Consider the following 15,454-nt stretch of genomic DNA (forward strand, 5'->3'; position numbering starts at 1 on the left):
GAGAAACATGGCCGGCGAACGTCAGCAGAGCGCCTCGATGCGCACCGTGGTCGCGGCCTCGTCGGCCGGCACGGCCTTCGAATGGTACGACTTCTTCATTTTCGGCAGCCTGGCCCAGGTCATCTCCAAGACCTTCTTCACCGGCCTGCCCGACGCCGCCGGCTACATCGCCGCCCTGGCCCTGTTCGGGGTCGGCTTCGCCTTCCGGCCGCTGGGCGCGTTGGTGTTCGGCAAGATCGGCGACCAGGCGGGGCGCAAGGGCGCGTTCCTGGCCACGGTGCTGCTGATGGGCGGGGCGACCTTCGCCATCGCCTTCCTGCCCACCTACCAGCAGGCCGGGATCATCTCGCCGATCCTGCTGATCGTCATGCGCTGCGTGCAGGGCTTCGCCCTGGGCGGCGAGTACGGCGGGGCGGCGATCTATGTCGCCGAGCACTCGCCGGCGAACCGGCGCGGCTGGTCGACCTCGTGGGTGCAGACCTCGGCCGCCTTCGGCCTGTTCGGAGCGCTCATGGTCATCCTGATCACCCGCGCCGCCGTCGGGATCGAGGCCTTCGACGCCTGGGGCTGGCGCATTCCGTTCGCGGTCTCCATCGGCCTCCTGGGCGTCTCGGTCTGGATGCGGATGAAGCTGACCGAGAGTCCCGCCTTCGCCGCCATGAAGGAAGAGGGCCAGGCCTCCAAGGCGCCCTATGCCGAGGCGTTCGGCCAATGGAAGAACCTGAAGCTGGTGATCCTGGCCTTCCTGTCCATGATGTGCGCCCAGGGGGCGGTCTGGTACACGACCTTCTTCTACGTCCAGACCTTCATGGAGAAGTTCCTGAAGGTCGATCCGGTCACCATCAACGAACTCATGATGACCGCGACGGCGATCAGCGCCGTCTTCTACGTCGTCTTCGGCTGGCTGTCGGACCGCATCGGCCGCAAGCCGGTGATGCTGGGCGGCATGACCCTGGCGCTGCTGTTCTACTTCCCCGGCTTCCATCTGCTGGAGAAGGCGGCCAACCCCGCCCTCGCCGAGGCCTCGGCCAAGGCGCCCGTCGTGGTCGTCGCCGATCCCAAGGACTGCTCGCTGCAGTTCGACCCCGTCGGCAAGGCCGCGTTCGTCACCTCGTGCGACATCGTCAAGAGCGCCCTGGCCAACGCCGGCGTCTCCTACGCCAACCAGACGGCGCCGGCCGGGGCGACGGCGGTGATGAAGCTGGGCGGCGTCGAGGTCGTCTCTCGGAGCGCCACCGGCCTGCCCAAGGCCGAGGTCAAGGCCGTGAAGACCGCCGTCGAAGGCGAGATCAAGGCCGCCCTCACCAAGGCCGGCTATCCGGCCAAGGCCGATCCGGCGCGGATGAACAAGCCGCTGATCCTGGGCGTGCTGCTGGTCTTCGTGATCGCCGCGACGGCCCTGTTCGGACCCTTGGCCGCCTGCTTGGTCGAGCTGTTCCCGACCCGGGTGCGCTACACGGCCCTGTCGCTGCCCTATCACATCGGCACGGGCTGGGTGGGCGGCTTCGTGCCGTTCTTCGCCTTCGCCATCGTGACGGCGGTCGGCGATATCTATGCCGGCCTCTGGTACCCGGTGGCCTTCACCCTGATCAGCGTGCTGACCACGGCCTTCCTGCTGCCCGAGACCAAGAACCGGTCGCTGACCTAGCGGGCGATCGGCAAGATCTCGACGGCCACCTGGGCCTCGTTCAGGGCGTCGATCAGGGCCGGGTCCGCTGCTTCCGTGATCAGCCGGACGATCTGGCGGCCCTCGCGAGCCAGCTGGACCAGGCGGTCGGCGTCGATCTGGCCGGCGTCGACATGCTCGACGTCGCGGCGGGCCATCCTCACGACTTCCGGATCGGCGTCGCCGTCCAGGACCAGAACGTCCGCCGCGCCCAGGGCCCGGACGGCGCGCAGGGTCAGCAGGTCGACCGGTCCCTGGCCGGCGACGAAGCGCACGCCCCCCTTGCGGGCCGAGCCCCGGGATAAAGCCTCACGGAACAGCTGGGCGGCGCGGTCCATGTCGCCGGCGCGGGCGGCCTCGGCGGCCTCGCCCGTCACCGCGTCCCGCAGGAAGGCGCGGCGCTCGTGCAGGATCGGCAGGGTCTCGCGCACCTCCGCCTGGAACTTGCGCAGCAGGGCGGCGACGCGACCCGTGCCCTCGGGCACCTGGGCCTCGATGTCGTTGCGCAGCATGGTCGCCAGCACCGGGGCCGAGCCGCCGGTGCCGACGGCCGCCACCACCTCGCCGCGGTCGATCACGGCCGGGGTGTTGAAGTCGCAGAACTCGGGCCGGTCGACGACATTGACCAGCACCCGCGCCGCCCGCGCCGCGCTGGCGGCGGCCCGGACGAAGGTCTCGTCGGGGCTGGCGATGAAGGCCAGGATCGCGCCGGCATAGGCGCTGGGCAGATGGGCCTCGGTGCCGTCCAGCCGGATCACCGTGGCGGGCGAGCCCTGGAACAGACGGGCCTTGGCCTCGGCGGCGTCGCCCGAGCCGGCGATGACCACGACGCGGCCGGTCAGGGGGAAGTAGGCGGGAAAGGAATCCAACGCGTCGTCCTCGAGGCTTACTGTGATCGGCAATCGGCGTAGGGGCCGCCGGGGAAGCCCTTGAGCGTGGCGTCCGCGCCCTTGCTCCAGATCTCGGCGTCGCCGGCCGTGTAGCGGGCCCCGGAGGCCGAGCGGGCCAGCTTCAGCGTGCGTGTCGCCCCGCCGGCGCTGACCACGACGCGCTTGCCGTGCAGGGCGTAGGCGGCGGTGAACCGCTTGCCGGCCTTGCAGGCGTAGCGGATCGGCGCGTCCGTGGAATCCATCGGGGCGACGGTGGCGCAGCCGGCGACGGTCACGGCCAGGACGGCGAGAGGGACGAGGAGGCGGCGCAAGGCGAGGTCTCCGAAGCGATGGCGAATGCAGCATAGCGGGTTTCGCGGACGGCGCCCGCCCCCGCTCGAAATCCTCTGGTCAAGGCCAGTGTGAACGGTGTTAGGTTCGAATATCGGCGGGGCGCGACGCGCCCCTTCTTTCGTTGGGAGGCGAGGGCGCATGGCCGTGACCCTGGACATCAATGGCAAACCGACCTCGGTTCAAGCCGCGCCGGAGACGCCCTTGCTGTGGGTGCTGCGCGACGAGCTGGGCCTGACCGGCACCAAGTTCGGCTGCGGCGTCGCCCAGTGCGGGGCCTGCACGGTCCACCTGGACGGCCAGCCTATCCGCTCGTGCGTCACGCCGATCCAGGCGGTCGGAACCGCCAAGATCACCACCATCGAGGGGCTGGGCGGCCAGCATCCGGTGCAGCAGGCCTGGGTGCGCCATGACGTGCCCCAGTGCGGCTACTGCCAGTCGGGCCAGATCATGTCGGCCTGCGCCCTGCTGGCCCAGAAGGCCAAGCCCTCGGACGAGGACATCGACAGCGCCATGTCCGGAAACATCTGCCGCTGCGGTGCCTATCAGCGCATCCGCGCGGCGATCAAGGAGGCGGCCGAGACCGGTCCGCCTCAGGGTGCGCCGCACGCCGACATCGACGAGGCCATCGTCGCCGCCTCGGGCGCGACGCATCGGGGAGCCGGCCGATGAACGCCCCCTTCAAGCCCGTGGAAGGGCCCAGCCGCCGCGACGTGGTCGTCGCCTCCGCCTTGGTCGGCGGCGCGTTGCTGGTCGGCTGCTCGCCGGCCGACCTGATGAGCGCCGGCTCCAAGGTCGAGGTCGGGGCCTTCGGACCCTTCATCAAGATCGCGCCGGACGGCGCCGTCACAGTGATCTCCAAGCACATCGAGTTCGGCCAGGGCAATCACGCCGGCCTCGCCGCCATCGTCGCCGAGGAGCTGGACGCCGACTGGACCAGGGTCCGGGTCGAGCAGGCCCCGGCCAACGCCAAGCTCTACGCCAATGGCGCGCTGGGCGCGCAGCTGACCGGCGGCTCGTCGGCGATCGCCAACTCGTGGGAGCAGTTGCGCAAGGCCGGCGCCGGGGCGCGCGCCATGTTCGTGCAGACCGCCGCCAACCGGTGGAACGTCCCGGTGGGCGAGATCACGGTCAAGGACAGCGTCCTGACCCATGCGTCCGGCAAGACGGCGACCTTCGGCGAACTGTTGGCCGACGCGGCCAAGGTCCCGCCGCCGACCGACGTCAAGCTGAAGGACCCCAAGACCTTCACCCTGATCGGCACCGACCGGGTGCGTCGCAAGGACGCCCAGGCCAAGAGCGACGGCACGGCCCGCTACACCCAGGACGTCCGCCTGCCCGACATGCTGACGGCGGTGGTCGCCCACCCGCCGCTGTTCGGCGCCAAGGTGAAGAGTTTCGACGCGGCCGAGGCCAAGAAGGTCCCCGGCGTGGTCGACGTCTTCGAGATTCCGACCGGCGTGGCGGTGGTGGCGCAGAATACCTACGCCGCCCGCATGGGCCGAGAGGCGCTGAAGATCGAGTGGAACGAGGACAAGGCCGAGAAACGCGGTTCGGCGGCCATCGCCCAGCTGTTCAAGGACGTCGCCGCCGGCAAGACCACCGAGCCCAAGTGGGAGCCGTTCGACCAGCGCGGCGACGCCACGTCGCTCAACTCGGCCAAGGGCGAGCGCGTGTTCGAGACCACCTACGAGTTCCCCTATCTGGCCCACGCCGCCATGGAGCCGATGAACTGCGTGGCGTCCGTGGACGGCAACAAGGTCAGGATGGTGTTCGGCTCGCAGGGCCAGACCCTGGACCAGCTGAACGCGGCCAAGATCGTCGGTTGCCTGCCGGGTTCGGTCGAGATCGAGACCCTGTTCGCCGGCGGCTCGTTCGGCCGGCGCGCCAACTTCCAGTCGGACTACGCCGCCGAGTGCGTCCACATCGCCAAGAAGGTCGGCAAGGGCCGGCCGGTGAAGCTGGTCTGGACCCGCGAGGACGACATGCGGGCCGGCTATTTCCGGCCGATCGTGATCCACGCCGTGAAGGTCCAGCTGGACAAGGACGGCTATCCGGCCGGCTGGCGCCACCGCATCGTCACCCAGTCGATCATGAAGGGCTCGCCCATGCCGATGGGCAAGGGGCCGGATCAGACGGCGATCGAGGGCGCGGCCGGCTCGCCGTACCTCAAGGCGACGCCGATCGTCGACGCCCAGGTGGCCCTGCCCGACGTCGGGGTTCCGGTCCTGTGGTGGCGCTCGGTGGGCGCGACCCACACCGCCTTCGTTATGGAGCACACGATCGACCAGCTGGCGGCCAAGGCCGGCAAGGATCCCGTCGACTATCGTCGCGCGCTCTACGCCAAGGCCGGCGCCGATCGGCATCTGGCGGCCTTGAACCTGGCCGTCGAGAAGGCCGGGCCCACGGTGACGGCCGGCTGGACGCGCGGCGTGGCGGTGCACGAGAGCTTCGGCTCGGTCGTCGCCCAGGTCGCCGAGGTCAAGCTGGAGAACGGGATCCCGCGCGTCGGCCGGGTGGTCACGGCCGTGGACTGCGGCGTCGCCATCTCGCCTGACCAGATCGCCGCCCAGATGGAAGGCGGGACCTGCTTTGGCTTGTCGGGCGTGTTGTTCGGCGAGGTGACCCTGACCGACGGCAAGGTCGACCAGAGCAACTTCGACCGCTACCGCGTGCTGCGGATCAACGAGGCGCCGAGCGTGGAGACCAACATCGTCCCGTCCGGCAATCCGCCTAGCGGCGTCGGCGAACCCGGCACGCCGGTGATCGGTCCGGCCGTCGCCAACGCCCTGTTCGCCCTGAACAAGACGCCGACCACGCGCCTGCCGTTCGTCCGCTCCGAAACCTGATCGTCAAAAGTTCCGTCCTGCTCGCTAGACGGGAACAAGTTCGCCGATCATCTTAGCGGCATGGTGCAGAGCGTCAGTGCCGCTTTCGACAAGCTTACGCCCCGGGAACGGGAAATCCTCCGGCTGATCGCCGCGCATCTCCAGTCCAAGGAGATCGCGCGGGCCCTGGGCCTGTCGCCCAAGACCGTCGAGATGCACGTGCTCAGCGCGCGCCGCCGCCTGTCCGGCATGAGCCGCCGTGACGCCGCCCTGGCCTTCGTGGCCTGGGAGGGCGAGGACCCCGGTAATGACTACCGTAGGCGACCAGACGGGATGGCGACGCTTGCTGGCCCGTCGCTTCCTGATCGGGAGATTGGAGGCGGCGATGAACGAGCAGCACCCGACTTATCTGGCGGTCCCGCTTCCGCCAGGCATGGCCAAGCCGGTCAGTGGCAAGCCGCACTTCAGGACCTCATCGGGCCGGGTGAGCCGCCGGCCGCCGGCCGGGACTGGCGTCATGACATGAGCAACTTGCAGTGGCTTGGCCTCGTGGCCGGCGTCACGGCGCTGACCGCCATGCTCCTGGCCGTTACCGTGATCGCGGTCCACACATTCATTCTGGCGATCCAGCGGATAACCGGTCTCTGACGGCCCTCGGGGCCGTCGCCATCATCACCAAGATCGTAGCGTCTGGAACGGGCGGCATGCGCCGCGCGATAGGATTTCCTTTGCATGAAACGAGCGTGCGTTAAATCGTCGGGATGGGGCGCGTCTCGACGCATGTCGAGCATGCGATTGTTCTTGTTGGAACCCGGGCTTGGGCGAACTCTTCTCCATCCAGCTGATTGCTTACGCCGCCTATCTGATCGCCATGGCCATCTGCGGCATGGCGATCTGGAAAGGAGATCGACCGGCAAGGTTGGCGGCCCTTGTCCTGATCGCCGGCTGGACGCTGTCGGCGCTGACCGGCCATCGCGACAAGTACGGCATGAACTACCCGGTGACGATCATCGACACCAACTGCGCGCTGGCCTTCGTCTGGATTTCCGTTCGGTGGCGACGGATATGGTGCGCGGTGCTTGCGGCCTTGACGATCGTCGAGGTCATTATTCCGCTGGTGGCCTTCTTCGACCGCGACATCCATCGCTACAATCAGATGGCGTCCAACAACATCGTGGCCGTTCTGCAGCTCATGGTCATGGTCGTGGCCATCCAGCGGGCCTTCCGCGCCCGGAGACGGGCCGATGAAGGAGCTCTTCAGCCCTGACCTCGACGCGATCGCCGACGAGGAGGACATCGCCGAGTTCCGACGCGCTTTCGCGACGATCGGCGAGGATCACCGCCGGATCCTGACGATCCTGCTGCCCAAGCTGGCGGCGCTGCAGGAGCGTGGCGATTCCGCCGCCGCCCTGCGGCTGATCGCCGAGATCAAGCAGGTCATTTTGAAGGAGCACGTACCCCCGCACTGAACACGATCGGCTGGGTGAAGGCCGTCGCCGGGTCCGCCCGGGGCGGGAGGGCTAGGGCTCTTAGCGGCCTTCGACGGCGCGGACGAGATCCTCGGGACGATCCACATCAAGATGGATCCCGGGATCCTCGACGGGAATCCGCGTCAGCTGGGCGCCCGCGCTCTCCAGGAGGGCGCGGGCGCCTTCGTCTCCAGAGAGCTGGCGCAACGCCGGAAACCAGGTCGCGCCGAACAGGACGGGGTGGCCGCGTCGGCCCAGATAGGTCGGGGCGATGAGGTCGAGGGGGCCTCTGAAGGCCAGGGTCAGCCGTTGGAGCGTCGCGGGGTCGATGGCCGGCATGTCGCCCAGCAGCACGAAGACGCCGGCCGCGTCGTTCGGCAGGGCCTGGGCGGCGGTCCGCAGCGAGGCGCCCATGCCCTCGGCCGGGTCCTCGACATGGACCAGGGTCAGGCGATCGGCAGCGGCGATCCGTGAGGCGGTGGCCTCGACCGCCTTGCGCACGGCGGGATCCGGCCCGATCGCCACGAAGACCCGCCGCGCCGGCGACAGGAACGCGGTCAGCAGGGCGCCGGCCACCAGCGGCGCGCCGTTCAGCGGAGCCGTCAGCTTGCCGCCGCCGAAGCGCGCGCCCCGACCGGCGGCCAGGACGATGGCGTCCAGTGACGTCGTATCCCTTTGCGTCATGGGCTCCAGCGCCTATTCTAACAGACGGACATGACGCCCTACGATGACAGCCCCGCGCAAGCGGTCCTTGCCCCGACCCGTCTGATCGACGGTTTCGGACGCGCCGTCACCTATCTGCGTGTCTCCGTCACCGACCGCTGCGACCTGCGCTGCCTCTACTGCATGTCCGAGCACATGACCTTCCTGCCGAAGGCCGAGGTGCTGACGCTGGAGGAACTGGACCGCCTGGCTTCGACCTTCGTGGGCCTGGGCGTGCGCAAGCTGCGGCTGACCGGCGGCGAGCCGCTGGTGCGCAAGGGCTTCATGGACCTGGTCGCCAGCCTGTCGCGCCACCTGCGCTCGGGCGCGTTGGACGAGCTGACCCTGACCACCAACGGCACCCAGCTGGAGCGCTACGCCGCCGACCTGGCCCGGCACGGCGTGCGGCGGATCAACGTCTCGCTCGACACGCTTAAGCCCGATCTCTTCCGCACCCTGACGCGTGGCGGCGATCTGGCGCGCGTGATCGCCGGGATCGACGCGGCCCTGGCGGCGGGGATCCAGGTGAAGATCAACGCCGTGGCCCTGAAGACCGACAACGCCGCCGAACTGCCCGAGCTGATCCAGTGGGCCCACGCGCGCGGCTGCGACATCACCCTGATCGAGACCATGCCCCTGGGCGAGGTCGACCAGGACCGCACGGACCAGTATCTGTCGCTGAAGGACGTCCGCCGCGACCTCGCCTCGTTCTGGACGCTGGAAGACAGCCACTACGCCACCGGCGGCCCGGCGCGTTACACGCGGGTGGTTGAGACGGGCGGGCGGCTGGGATTCATCACCCCGCTGAGCAACCACTTCTGCGACACCTGCAACCGGGTGCGTCTGACCTGCACCGGAACGCTGCACACCTGCCTGGGCCGCGACGACGCCAGCGACCTGCGGGCGGTGATCCGAGGCGGGGCGACCGATATCCAGCTGCACCAGGCGATCTTCGCGGCGATCGGGGCCAAGCCCCAGGGCCACGACTTCCAGATCGCCGCCCCCCGCCCGGCTGTCGCCCGCCACATGTCGACGACAGGCGGATGATGGGGGTCAGCTGAGATGGCCAGGGTGCTGCTGTTCGGACGCTTGGCCGACCAGGCCGGCTGGCGTGATCGCCGAATCGAGGCCGGCGACCTCTCGGCCCTGCGCGCGGCGTTGGCCGCCGACGATCCGGACCTGGGCGAGGCCCTGGCCGGGCCGGGCGTCCAGGTCGCCATCGACAAGGCCATCGTCCGGGGCGAGGCGGCGCTGACCGCCGCGACCGAAGTGGCCTTCCTGCCGCCCATGAGCGGCGGATGACCGTCACGCCCACGGTGACCTTGACCGACCAGCCGTTCGAGCCGGGCGCGCTCGTCACGGCCTTCTGCGCGGGGCGCGAGGAGACGGGCGCGGTGGCGACCTTCGTGGGCCTGGCGCGGGCCGAAAGAGGCGCGGCCGCCGCGCTGGAGCTCGAGGCCTATCCGGGCTTCACCGACACGGCGATCGGCGAGATCGCCCGTGATGCGATCGGCCGGTTCAAGCTGCAGGACGTCCATATCGTCCACCGGACGGGCCGCATCGCGCCGGGCGAGGCGATCGTCTTCGTGGCCACGGCCGCCGGGCATCGCCGCGAGGCGTTCGAGGCCTGCGACTTCCTGATGGACTATCTGAAGAGCCGCGCGCCCTTCTGGAAGAAAGAGCACGGGCCGGACGGCGCGCGCTGGATCGAGCCGACGGACCGCGATAGGACCGACGCCGAACGCTGGGACTGAGGAGAGCGCCATGTCGGAAACGGGCCTGAAGCCGGGCGGCGGGATCAAGTTGGAGCTGCCGTTCAAGCCGGTGCGCATCGCGATCCTCACCGTCTCCGACACCCGTGACGAAAGCACCGACACCTCGGGCCAGCTGCTGATCGACCGTGTCCGCGACGCCGGCCACGAGCTGGCCGGTCGCGCCGTGATCCGTGATGACGTCGAGAAGATCCGCCAACAGGTCCGCGACTGGATCGACAGCAAGGCCGTCGACGCAATCGTCACCACCGGCGGCACCGGTCTGACCGGCCGCGACGTCACGGTCGAGGCGCTGGAGCCGCTGTTCGACAAGAAGATCGACGGCTTCTCGGTGGTCTTCCACTTGGTCTCCTACGCCTCGGTGGGTCTCTCGACCCTGCAGTCGCGGGCGACGGCGGGACTGATCGACGGCGTCTTCGTCTTCTGCCTGCCGGGCAGCAACGGGGCGGTGAAGGATGGCTGGGACAAGGTGATCGCCGCCCAGCTCGACAGCCGCCACAAGCCCTGCAACATGGTCGAGCTGATGCCGAGGCTTCTGGAACGGTGAGCAAGCTCACGCACATCGACGACGAGGGCCGGGCCCGTATGGTCGACGTCTCGGACAAGCCGGCGACGGCCCGCGAGGCGGTCGCCACGGGCTTCGTGCGGATGAGCCCCGACACCCTGGCCCTGGCCGTATCGGGCTCGGGCCGCAAGGGCGACGTCCGCGCCGTGGCGGAACTGGCCGGCGTCATGGCCGCCAAGAAGACGTCCGACCTGATCCCGCTATGCCACCCGCTGGCGCTGTCCAAGGTGGTCGTCGAGGTCGAGCCGGCCGAGGGCGGCCTCGCGGTCACCGCGCGGGTCAAGACAACAGGTCCGACCGGGGTCGAGATGGAGGCGCTGACCGCCGCCTCGGTGGCCTGCCTGACGATCTACGACATGCTCAAGGCCGCCGAGAAGGGCATGGTCATCGAGGCCGTCCGGCTCCTGGAGAAGACCGGCGGCAAGTCGGGGGACTGGAAGGCTTAAGCCGCTCGGCGCTGGGCCTCGCCGCCGATCCGCAGCTCGCCCATCCGCTGGGCCAGGCGCGTGGCCTCCTGGGCCAGGGCGTGGCTGGCGGCGGTGGTCTCCTCGACCATGGCGGCGTTGCGCTGGGTGACCTGATCCATCTGGTTCATGGTCGTGTTGACCTCGGCCAGGCCGCGCGCCTGTTCCTGGGTCGAGGCGGCCATCTCGCCGACCAGGCCGTCGATCTGGTCGACCTCGCTGGCGATGGCGCGCAGGGCCTCGCCGGCCTTGCCGACATATTCGACGCCCTGTCCGACCTCGACCGTGCTGGTGCTGATCAGGGTCTTGATCTCGCGGGCGGCCTCGGCCGAGCGCTGGGCCAGGGCGCGGACTTCCTGGGCGACGACCGCGAAGCCGCGACCCGCTTCACCGGCCCGAGCCGCCTCGACGCCCGCATTAAGAGCCAGGAGGTTGGTCTGGAAGGCGATCTCGTCGATGACGCCGATGATCTGGCCGATCTGGGCCGAGGACTTCTCGATGGCGCCCATGGCCTCGACGGCCTGACTGACGATCGAGCCCGAGGCGTTGGCGGCGCTGCGTGCGCGCTCGACGACCTGGCGGGCGCGGCTGGCGCCCTCGGCGGTGACGCGCACGGTGCTGGTGATCTCGTCGAGGGCGGCCACGGCCTCTTCCAGGCTGGCGGCCTGGCGTTCGGTGCGGCCCGACAGGTCGTCGGCGGCATCGGTGATCTCGGCCGTGCCGCCGTGGATCGCCTTCACGGCCTCCAGCGAGGCGGCGATGACGCCGGACAGCTTCTCGACCGCGACATTGAAGTCGACTCGCAGCTTCTCGTAGCCGGCCGGGAAGGGGCGTTCCAGCCGGTGGGAGAGGTCGCCCTCGGACATCGACTTCAGGGCCTGGGCCAGGCTGTCGACGACGGCCTTCTGGGTGGCCTCGGCCTCGTCGCGGCGCGTCTCGGCCTCGCGGCGTTCGATCTCCAGGGCGTCGCGGACGTCGGCGGCCTCCAGCTCCTTGCGGCGCGCTTCGACCGTCTCATGGAAGGTCCGCAGGGCGTCGGTCATCTGGCCGATCTCGTCCTCGCCGCGCTTCTTGGGCAGCACGACCGAGAGGTCACCGGCCGACAGGCGGCGCAGGGCGCGGGTGATCTCGACCAACGGCGCGACCAGGCCCTTCTGGGCGGCGAACATCAGCACGGCGGCGAAGGCGGCGGCGGTCAGCAGCAGGGCGCCCATCAACACCTGGCCCAGGAGGCCCAGCGACTTGGCGGTGTTGGCGTCGCGGGTGGCGGCGGCCTCGATCTTGACCGAGGCGCCCTCCATCCTGTCCTCGAGCGCCGAGAACTGCTTGGCGAAGTCCGGCAGTTTGCCGCGGGCCCCGGCCGGGTCGGTGTCGGCGATCGCGCCGATATGGCCGGCGGCCGCGATATAGGTGGTCAGCGGCGCTTCGACCTCGGCGAGGGCGGACTTGACCGAGGGGTCTTCGGCCAGCTTGCCGCTGGAGGCGATGTCGTCCTTGAAGGCCTGGGTGTGTTCGGCGAGGTCCGCGCGCACGGTCTTCAGATCGACGCCAAGGGAGGGGTCGGCGGACATGATCGCGCCCATGACGTCGGCGCGCAGGGCGTCGTGCATCATGTCGGCGTGCATGTGCAGGCGAAGGATCTTGGCCGAATCCTCGGCGCGGGTCAGGGCGTTGTCGAGGCTCACCGCCACCCACAAGCCCGTGCCGGCCGTGGCCGCGCACAGCAGCGCCGCGCCAGCGGCCGCTCCCATGACCTTCTGACCCAAGGACGCCATGTCGATCTCTCCCCGCGCGGCCCGCCGCAAATCTCGGGGGGAAGGATGCCGGGGGAGGTGTCTAACGGCTCTTAACCGTGACCGCGTCAGCCGGGCGACATAACGTCGCGCGCCGCCCGGGCCGAGGCTCTAGGCGACGACGATCTGGCCGTCGCGGACCTCGACGGGCCAGGGGAACAGCTTGTCGCCGGGACAGGGGCCGGCGACGCAGGCTCCGTCCTCGATCTTGAACAGGGCCGCGTGGCCGGCGCACAGGATCAGGTCGTTCTCGCGGGTCAGGTAGCGGCCGGCGAACCCGGCCAGCGGCCAGCCGGCGTGCGGGCAGCTGTCCAGATAGCCGACCACCAGTTCGTCCTTGCGGACCACGAACCCGGCGAACATCGCGTCGCCCTCGCGCCAGCGGAAACCCTTCGAGCCGGGCGAGGGGACCTCGTCCAGCGCGCAGAGCACCGTCCCGGGCGCGGGGCGGGCGGGGTTGTCCGGGTCCGTGCGCACGATGCAGCCTTGAGCTCAGCCGTTGATCGAGCCGACGCCGACGCGCCAGCCCTGGATCTCGACGCTCTCGAACAGGCCGGCCAGGGTGTAGGGATCGTTGTCGGCCAGGGCCTGGACGGCGGCCTTGTCCTCGGCCTCGATGATCAGCAGCGAGCCGATCGGGCTTCCGGCCTCGTCCAACAGGGGGCCGGCGGCCTTCACCAGGCCCGAGGCGTTCAGATAGTCCAGGTGAACCGGGCGGGTGGCCAGGCGGGTCTCGAGCGCGCCGGGCTTGTCCTTGCAGACGATGACGAAGAGGGCCATGCGGGGTCCTTGCTGGCTGACTTTCAAACTTCGGACTTCAGGGGGCGCGACAGCAGCCTGGCGATGGCGGCGTCGACCTCGACCTCGCCGGCCAGGATGGCGGCGACGGCCTCGCTGATCGGCGCCTCGACGCCCACCTTGCGGGCCAGGGCGCGGACAGCGGGGGCTGAGGCGACGCCTTCGGCCACCGAGACCTTGCCGGCCAGGGCCTGCTCCAGGGTCAGGCCCTGGCCCAAGGCCAGGCCGACGCTCATGTTGCGCGACTGCGGGCTGGAGCAGGTCAGCACCAGATCGCCGAGGCCGCACAGGCCGACAACGGTCTCGGGCTTGGCGCCCAGGGCGACGGCCAGGCGGGTCAGTTCGGCGAAGCCGCGGGTGATCACCGTGGCGTGGGCGTTGCGGCCCAGGCCCTTGCCCTCGACGATGCCGCAGGCGATGGCCAGGACGTTCTTAACCGCCCCGCCGGCCTCGGCCCCGATCAGGTCGCTGGCCGTGTAGGGCCGGAAGGTCGGGATGGCGATGGCCTCGGCGATGGCGCGGCCCAGGGCCTCGTCCGCGCAGGCCAGGGTGACGGCGGCGGGCAGGTTGCGGGCCACTTCGCCGGCGAAGCTGGGTCCCGACAGCACCGCGATCGGCGCGCCCGGCAGGCTCTCGGCCGCCACCTCGGTCATCAGCTTCAACGAGCCCTGCTCGACGCCTTTCGAGCACAGCACGATCGGCGCGCCGGCCTTGTGGTGCGGGGCGAAGGCGGTCAGGGCCGCCCGCAGGTGCTGGGCCGGGGCGACGGCCAGGATCAGGTCGCAGTCGGCCAGGCCGGCCAGATCCGGAACCGCCTTGATCCCAGGCTCCAGGGCGACGCCGGGCAGGAACAGCGTATTCTCGTGGCCGTCGTTGACCGAGGCCACGACCTCGGGCTCGCGGGCCTGGAGGGTGACCTGGAGACCGGCCCGGGCGCAGACCTGGGCCAGGGCCGTGCCCCAAGCGCCCCCGCCGATCACGCCTGCGTGCTGAAAGCTCATGCCTTGGCTCCCTTGCGGCCGTATGCGTTGGCGGGGTTGGCCAGCGCCGCGGCTTCGTCCAGCGGCCAGCGCGGACGGGCGACGGCGTCGAGGTCGTCGGAAATCCCCAGGGCCAGCCGCTCGGCCCCGGCCAGGGCGATCATGGCGGCGTTGTCGGTGCAATAGGCCAGCGGCGGGGCGGCGAAGGAAAAACCGTTCTTCTCGCAGTCGGCCAGCAGGGCTGCCCGCACCGCGCCATTGGCGGCCACGCCGCCGGCGACGACGAAGCGCAGATCGTCCGAGGCGTGGCTTTCCTTGTAGAGCTTCATCGCCCGATCGACCCGCTCGGAGAGCTGGCGCGCGATGGCGGCCTGGACTCCGGCGGCCAGGTCGCGGCGCTCGTCGTCGGTGGTCAGGGTCTCGGCGATCCGCGCGGCGGCGGTCTTCAGGCCTGAGAACGAGAAGTCGCAGTCCTTGCGGCCTAGGAGGGCGCGCGGCAGCGTGTAGCGGCTCGCGTCGCCGCCGACCGCCAGCTTCTCGAGGGCCGGGCCGCCCGGATAGGGCAGGCCCAGGGACTTGGCGATCTTGTCGAAGGCCTCGCCGGCCGCATCGTCGATCGTGGTGCCCAGGCGCTTGCAGGCGCCGACTCCGGCCACTTCCAGCAACTGGCAATGACCGCCGGAGACCAGCAGCAGCAGGAAGGGATAGGCGATGTCGGCGCCCAGGCGGGCCGAGACCGCGTGGCCTTCCAGATGGTTCACCGCCACTAGCGGCACGCCGCGGGCCAGCGACACGGCCTTGCCGAACGCCAGGCCGACCATCACCCCGCCGACCAGGCCAGGGCCGGCCGTGGCGGCCACGCCATCCAGGCCGTCGAAGCCGACGCCCGAGGCGCGGATGGCTTCGGCGGCGATGGCGTCGATGGATTCCACATGGGCGCGGGCGGCGATCTCGGGCACCACGCCGCCGAACGGGGCATGCTGCTCGAACTGGGTGCCGATGACCGAGGACAGCACCGTGACCGTTCCGTCCCGGTCGCGGCGCACGACCGATGCCGCGGTCTCGTCGCAGCTGGTCTCCAGGCCGAGGACCACCAGGGCGGATTGCGTAGGGCCAAAATACGTAGGGACGGTCATTCGGTTGCGGGCTTCCCGCCGCTCCTGTAGCAGCGAAGACGGAATTTCATCACCGCAGGTA

The 15,454-nt window shown here is 70.1% G+C and carries 19 protein-coding genes; 11 read left to right on the forward strand and 8 right to left on the reverse strand.

Features of this window, described 5'->3' with window-relative positions:
* Window positions 1-7: 7 nt before the first annotated feature.
* Window positions 8-1,648, forward strand: a complete 1,641-nt coding sequence (locus K8940_RS00255; RefSeq protein WP_223392548.1) for an MFS transporter — start codon at window positions 8-10, stop codon at window positions 1,646-1,648.
* Here K8940_RS00255 and K8940_RS00260 read toward each other — a convergent pair.
* A complete protein-coding gene (locus K8940_RS00260) occupies window positions 1,645-2,535 on the reverse strand; it encodes an NAD(P)-dependent oxidoreductase (RefSeq protein WP_223392549.1) in 891 nt (296 codons plus the stop codon). The two genes, K8940_RS00255 and K8940_RS00260, sit on opposite strands and share 4 nt — an antisense overlap.
* 17 nt (window positions 2,536-2,552) lie before the next feature.
* On the reverse strand, window positions 2,553-2,867 hold the full coding sequence (locus K8940_RS00265; RefSeq protein WP_223392550.1) for an MliC family protein: 315 nt from the start codon (window positions 2,865-2,867) through the stop codon (window positions 2,553-2,555).
* A 160-nt stretch (window positions 2,868-3,027) separates the two neighbouring features.
* On the opposite strand from K8940_RS00265, the gene K8940_RS00270 reads away from it, so the two are divergent.
* The 5 genes from K8940_RS00270 (at window position 3,028) to K8940_RS00290 (ending at window position 7,183) form a co-directional block, all read left to right on the forward strand.
* Complete coding sequence (locus tag K8940_RS00270; RefSeq protein WP_223392551.1) at window positions 3,028-3,558, forward strand: (2Fe-2S)-binding protein; 531 nt, start codon at window positions 3,028-3,030, stop codon at window positions 3,556-3,558.
* Window positions 3,555-5,735 carry a xanthine dehydrogenase family protein molybdopterin-binding subunit gene (locus tag K8940_RS00275; protein WP_223392552.1) on the forward strand — a complete coding sequence of 727 codons (2,181 nt, stop codon included), beginning with the start codon at window positions 3,555-3,557 and terminating at the stop codon, window positions 5,733-5,735. The genes K8940_RS00270 and K8940_RS00275 overlap by 4 nt, the downstream gene beginning before the upstream one ends.
* A gap of 60 nt (window positions 5,736-5,795) precedes the next feature.
* On the forward strand, window positions 5,796-6,362 hold the full coding sequence (locus tag K8940_RS00280) for a helix-turn-helix domain-containing protein (RefSeq protein WP_223392553.1): 567 nt from the start codon (window positions 5,796-5,798) through the stop codon (window positions 6,360-6,362).
* A gap of 169 nt (window positions 6,363-6,531) precedes the next feature.
* Window positions 6,532-6,981 (forward strand): hypothetical protein, encoded by a 450-nt coding sequence (locus K8940_RS00285; RefSeq protein WP_223392554.1) that lies wholly within the window; start codon window positions 6,532-6,534, stop codon window positions 6,979-6,981.
* Window positions 6,959-7,183, forward strand: a complete 225-nt coding sequence (locus tag K8940_RS00290) for a hypothetical protein (protein WP_223392555.1) — start codon at window positions 6,959-6,961, stop codon at window positions 7,181-7,183. The genes K8940_RS00285 and K8940_RS00290 overlap by 23 nt, the downstream gene beginning before the upstream one ends.
* Before the next feature lie 60 nt (window positions 7,184-7,243).
* Here K8940_RS00290 and K8940_RS00295 read toward each other — a convergent pair whose 3' ends face one another.
* Window positions 7,244-7,867 carry an NTP transferase domain-containing protein gene (locus K8940_RS00295; protein ID WP_223392556.1) on the reverse strand — a complete coding sequence of 208 codons (624 nt, stop codon included), beginning with the start codon at window positions 7,865-7,867 and terminating at the stop codon, window positions 7,244-7,246.
* A 30-nt stretch (window positions 7,868-7,897) separates the two neighbouring features.
* Between K8940_RS00295 and moaA the strand changes: the two genes are divergently transcribed.
* From moaA to moaC, 5 genes are read left to right on the forward strand one after another with little or no spacing between them, the layout of a single operon-like run.
* Window positions 7,898-8,932, forward strand: coding sequence for a GTP 3',8-cyclase MoaA (gene moaA, locus K8940_RS00300; protein WP_223392557.1), 1,035 nt, complete (start codon window positions 7,898-7,900; stop codon window positions 8,930-8,932).
* Window positions 8,933-8,947: 15 nt separating this feature from the next.
* Window positions 8,948-9,187, forward strand: a complete 240-nt coding sequence (locus tag K8940_RS00305; protein WP_223392558.1) for a MoaD/ThiS family protein — start codon at window positions 8,948-8,950, stop codon at window positions 9,185-9,187.
* Window positions 9,184-9,639: a molybdenum cofactor biosynthesis protein MoaE gene (locus K8940_RS00310; RefSeq protein WP_223392559.1), complete on the forward strand. Its 456-nt coding sequence runs from the start codon at window positions 9,184-9,186 to the stop codon at window positions 9,637-9,639. Before K8940_RS00305 ends, K8940_RS00310 begins: the two co-directional genes overlap by 4 nt.
* Before the next feature lie 10 nt (window positions 9,640-9,649).
* Window positions 9,650-10,204, forward strand: coding sequence for a molybdenum cofactor biosynthesis protein B (gene moaB, locus K8940_RS00315; protein WP_223392560.1), 555 nt, complete (start codon window positions 9,650-9,652; stop codon window positions 10,202-10,204).
* Entirely contained in the window at window positions 10,201-10,668 is a 468-nt protein-coding gene (gene moaC, locus K8940_RS00320) for a cyclic pyranopterin monophosphate synthase MoaC (RefSeq protein WP_223392561.1), read from the forward strand. The genes moaB and moaC overlap by 4 nt, the downstream gene beginning before the upstream one ends.
* Here the strand turns inward: moaC and K8940_RS00325 are convergent.
* The 5 genes from K8940_RS00325 to tsaD all read right to left on the reverse strand — a co-directional run bounded on the left by K8940_RS00325 (window position 10,665) and on the right by tsaD (window position 15,393).
* The gene (locus K8940_RS00325; RefSeq protein WP_223392562.1) at window positions 10,665-12,461 is read right to left on the reverse strand and encodes a methyl-accepting chemotaxis protein; all 1,797 of its coding nucleotides are present in this window, start codon (window positions 12,459-12,461) and stop codon (window positions 10,665-10,667) included. The two genes, moaC and K8940_RS00325, sit on opposite strands and share 4 nt — an antisense overlap.
* Before the next feature lie 129 nt (window positions 12,462-12,590).
* A complete protein-coding gene (locus K8940_RS00330) occupies window positions 12,591-12,956 on the reverse strand; it encodes a Rieske (2Fe-2S) protein (protein WP_223392563.1) in 366 nt (121 codons plus the stop codon).
* A gap of 15 nt (window positions 12,957-12,971) precedes the next feature.
* Window positions 12,972-13,259: a YciI family protein gene (locus K8940_RS00335; protein ID WP_223392564.1), complete on the reverse strand. Its 288-nt coding sequence runs from the start codon at window positions 13,257-13,259 to the stop codon at window positions 12,972-12,974.
* A gap of 23 nt (window positions 13,260-13,282) precedes the next feature.
* Window positions 13,283-14,278, reverse strand: coding sequence for an NAD(P)H-dependent glycerol-3-phosphate dehydrogenase (locus K8940_RS00340; protein WP_223392565.1), 996 nt, complete (start codon window positions 14,276-14,278; stop codon window positions 13,283-13,285).
* A complete protein-coding gene (gene tsaD / locus K8940_RS00345) occupies window positions 14,275-15,393 on the reverse strand; it encodes a tRNA (adenosine(37)-N6)-threonylcarbamoyltransferase complex transferase subunit TsaD (RefSeq protein WP_223392566.1) in 1,119 nt (372 codons plus the stop codon). The genes K8940_RS00340 and tsaD overlap by 4 nt, the downstream gene beginning before the upstream one ends.
* Between the last annotated feature and the right edge of the window lie 61 nt (window positions 15,394-15,454).

It is taken from the genome of Caulobacter segnis (genome assembly GCF_019931575.1).
GTDB classification, from domain to species: domain Bacteria; phylum Pseudomonadota; class Alphaproteobacteria; order Caulobacterales; family Caulobacteraceae; genus Caulobacter; species Caulobacter segnis_C.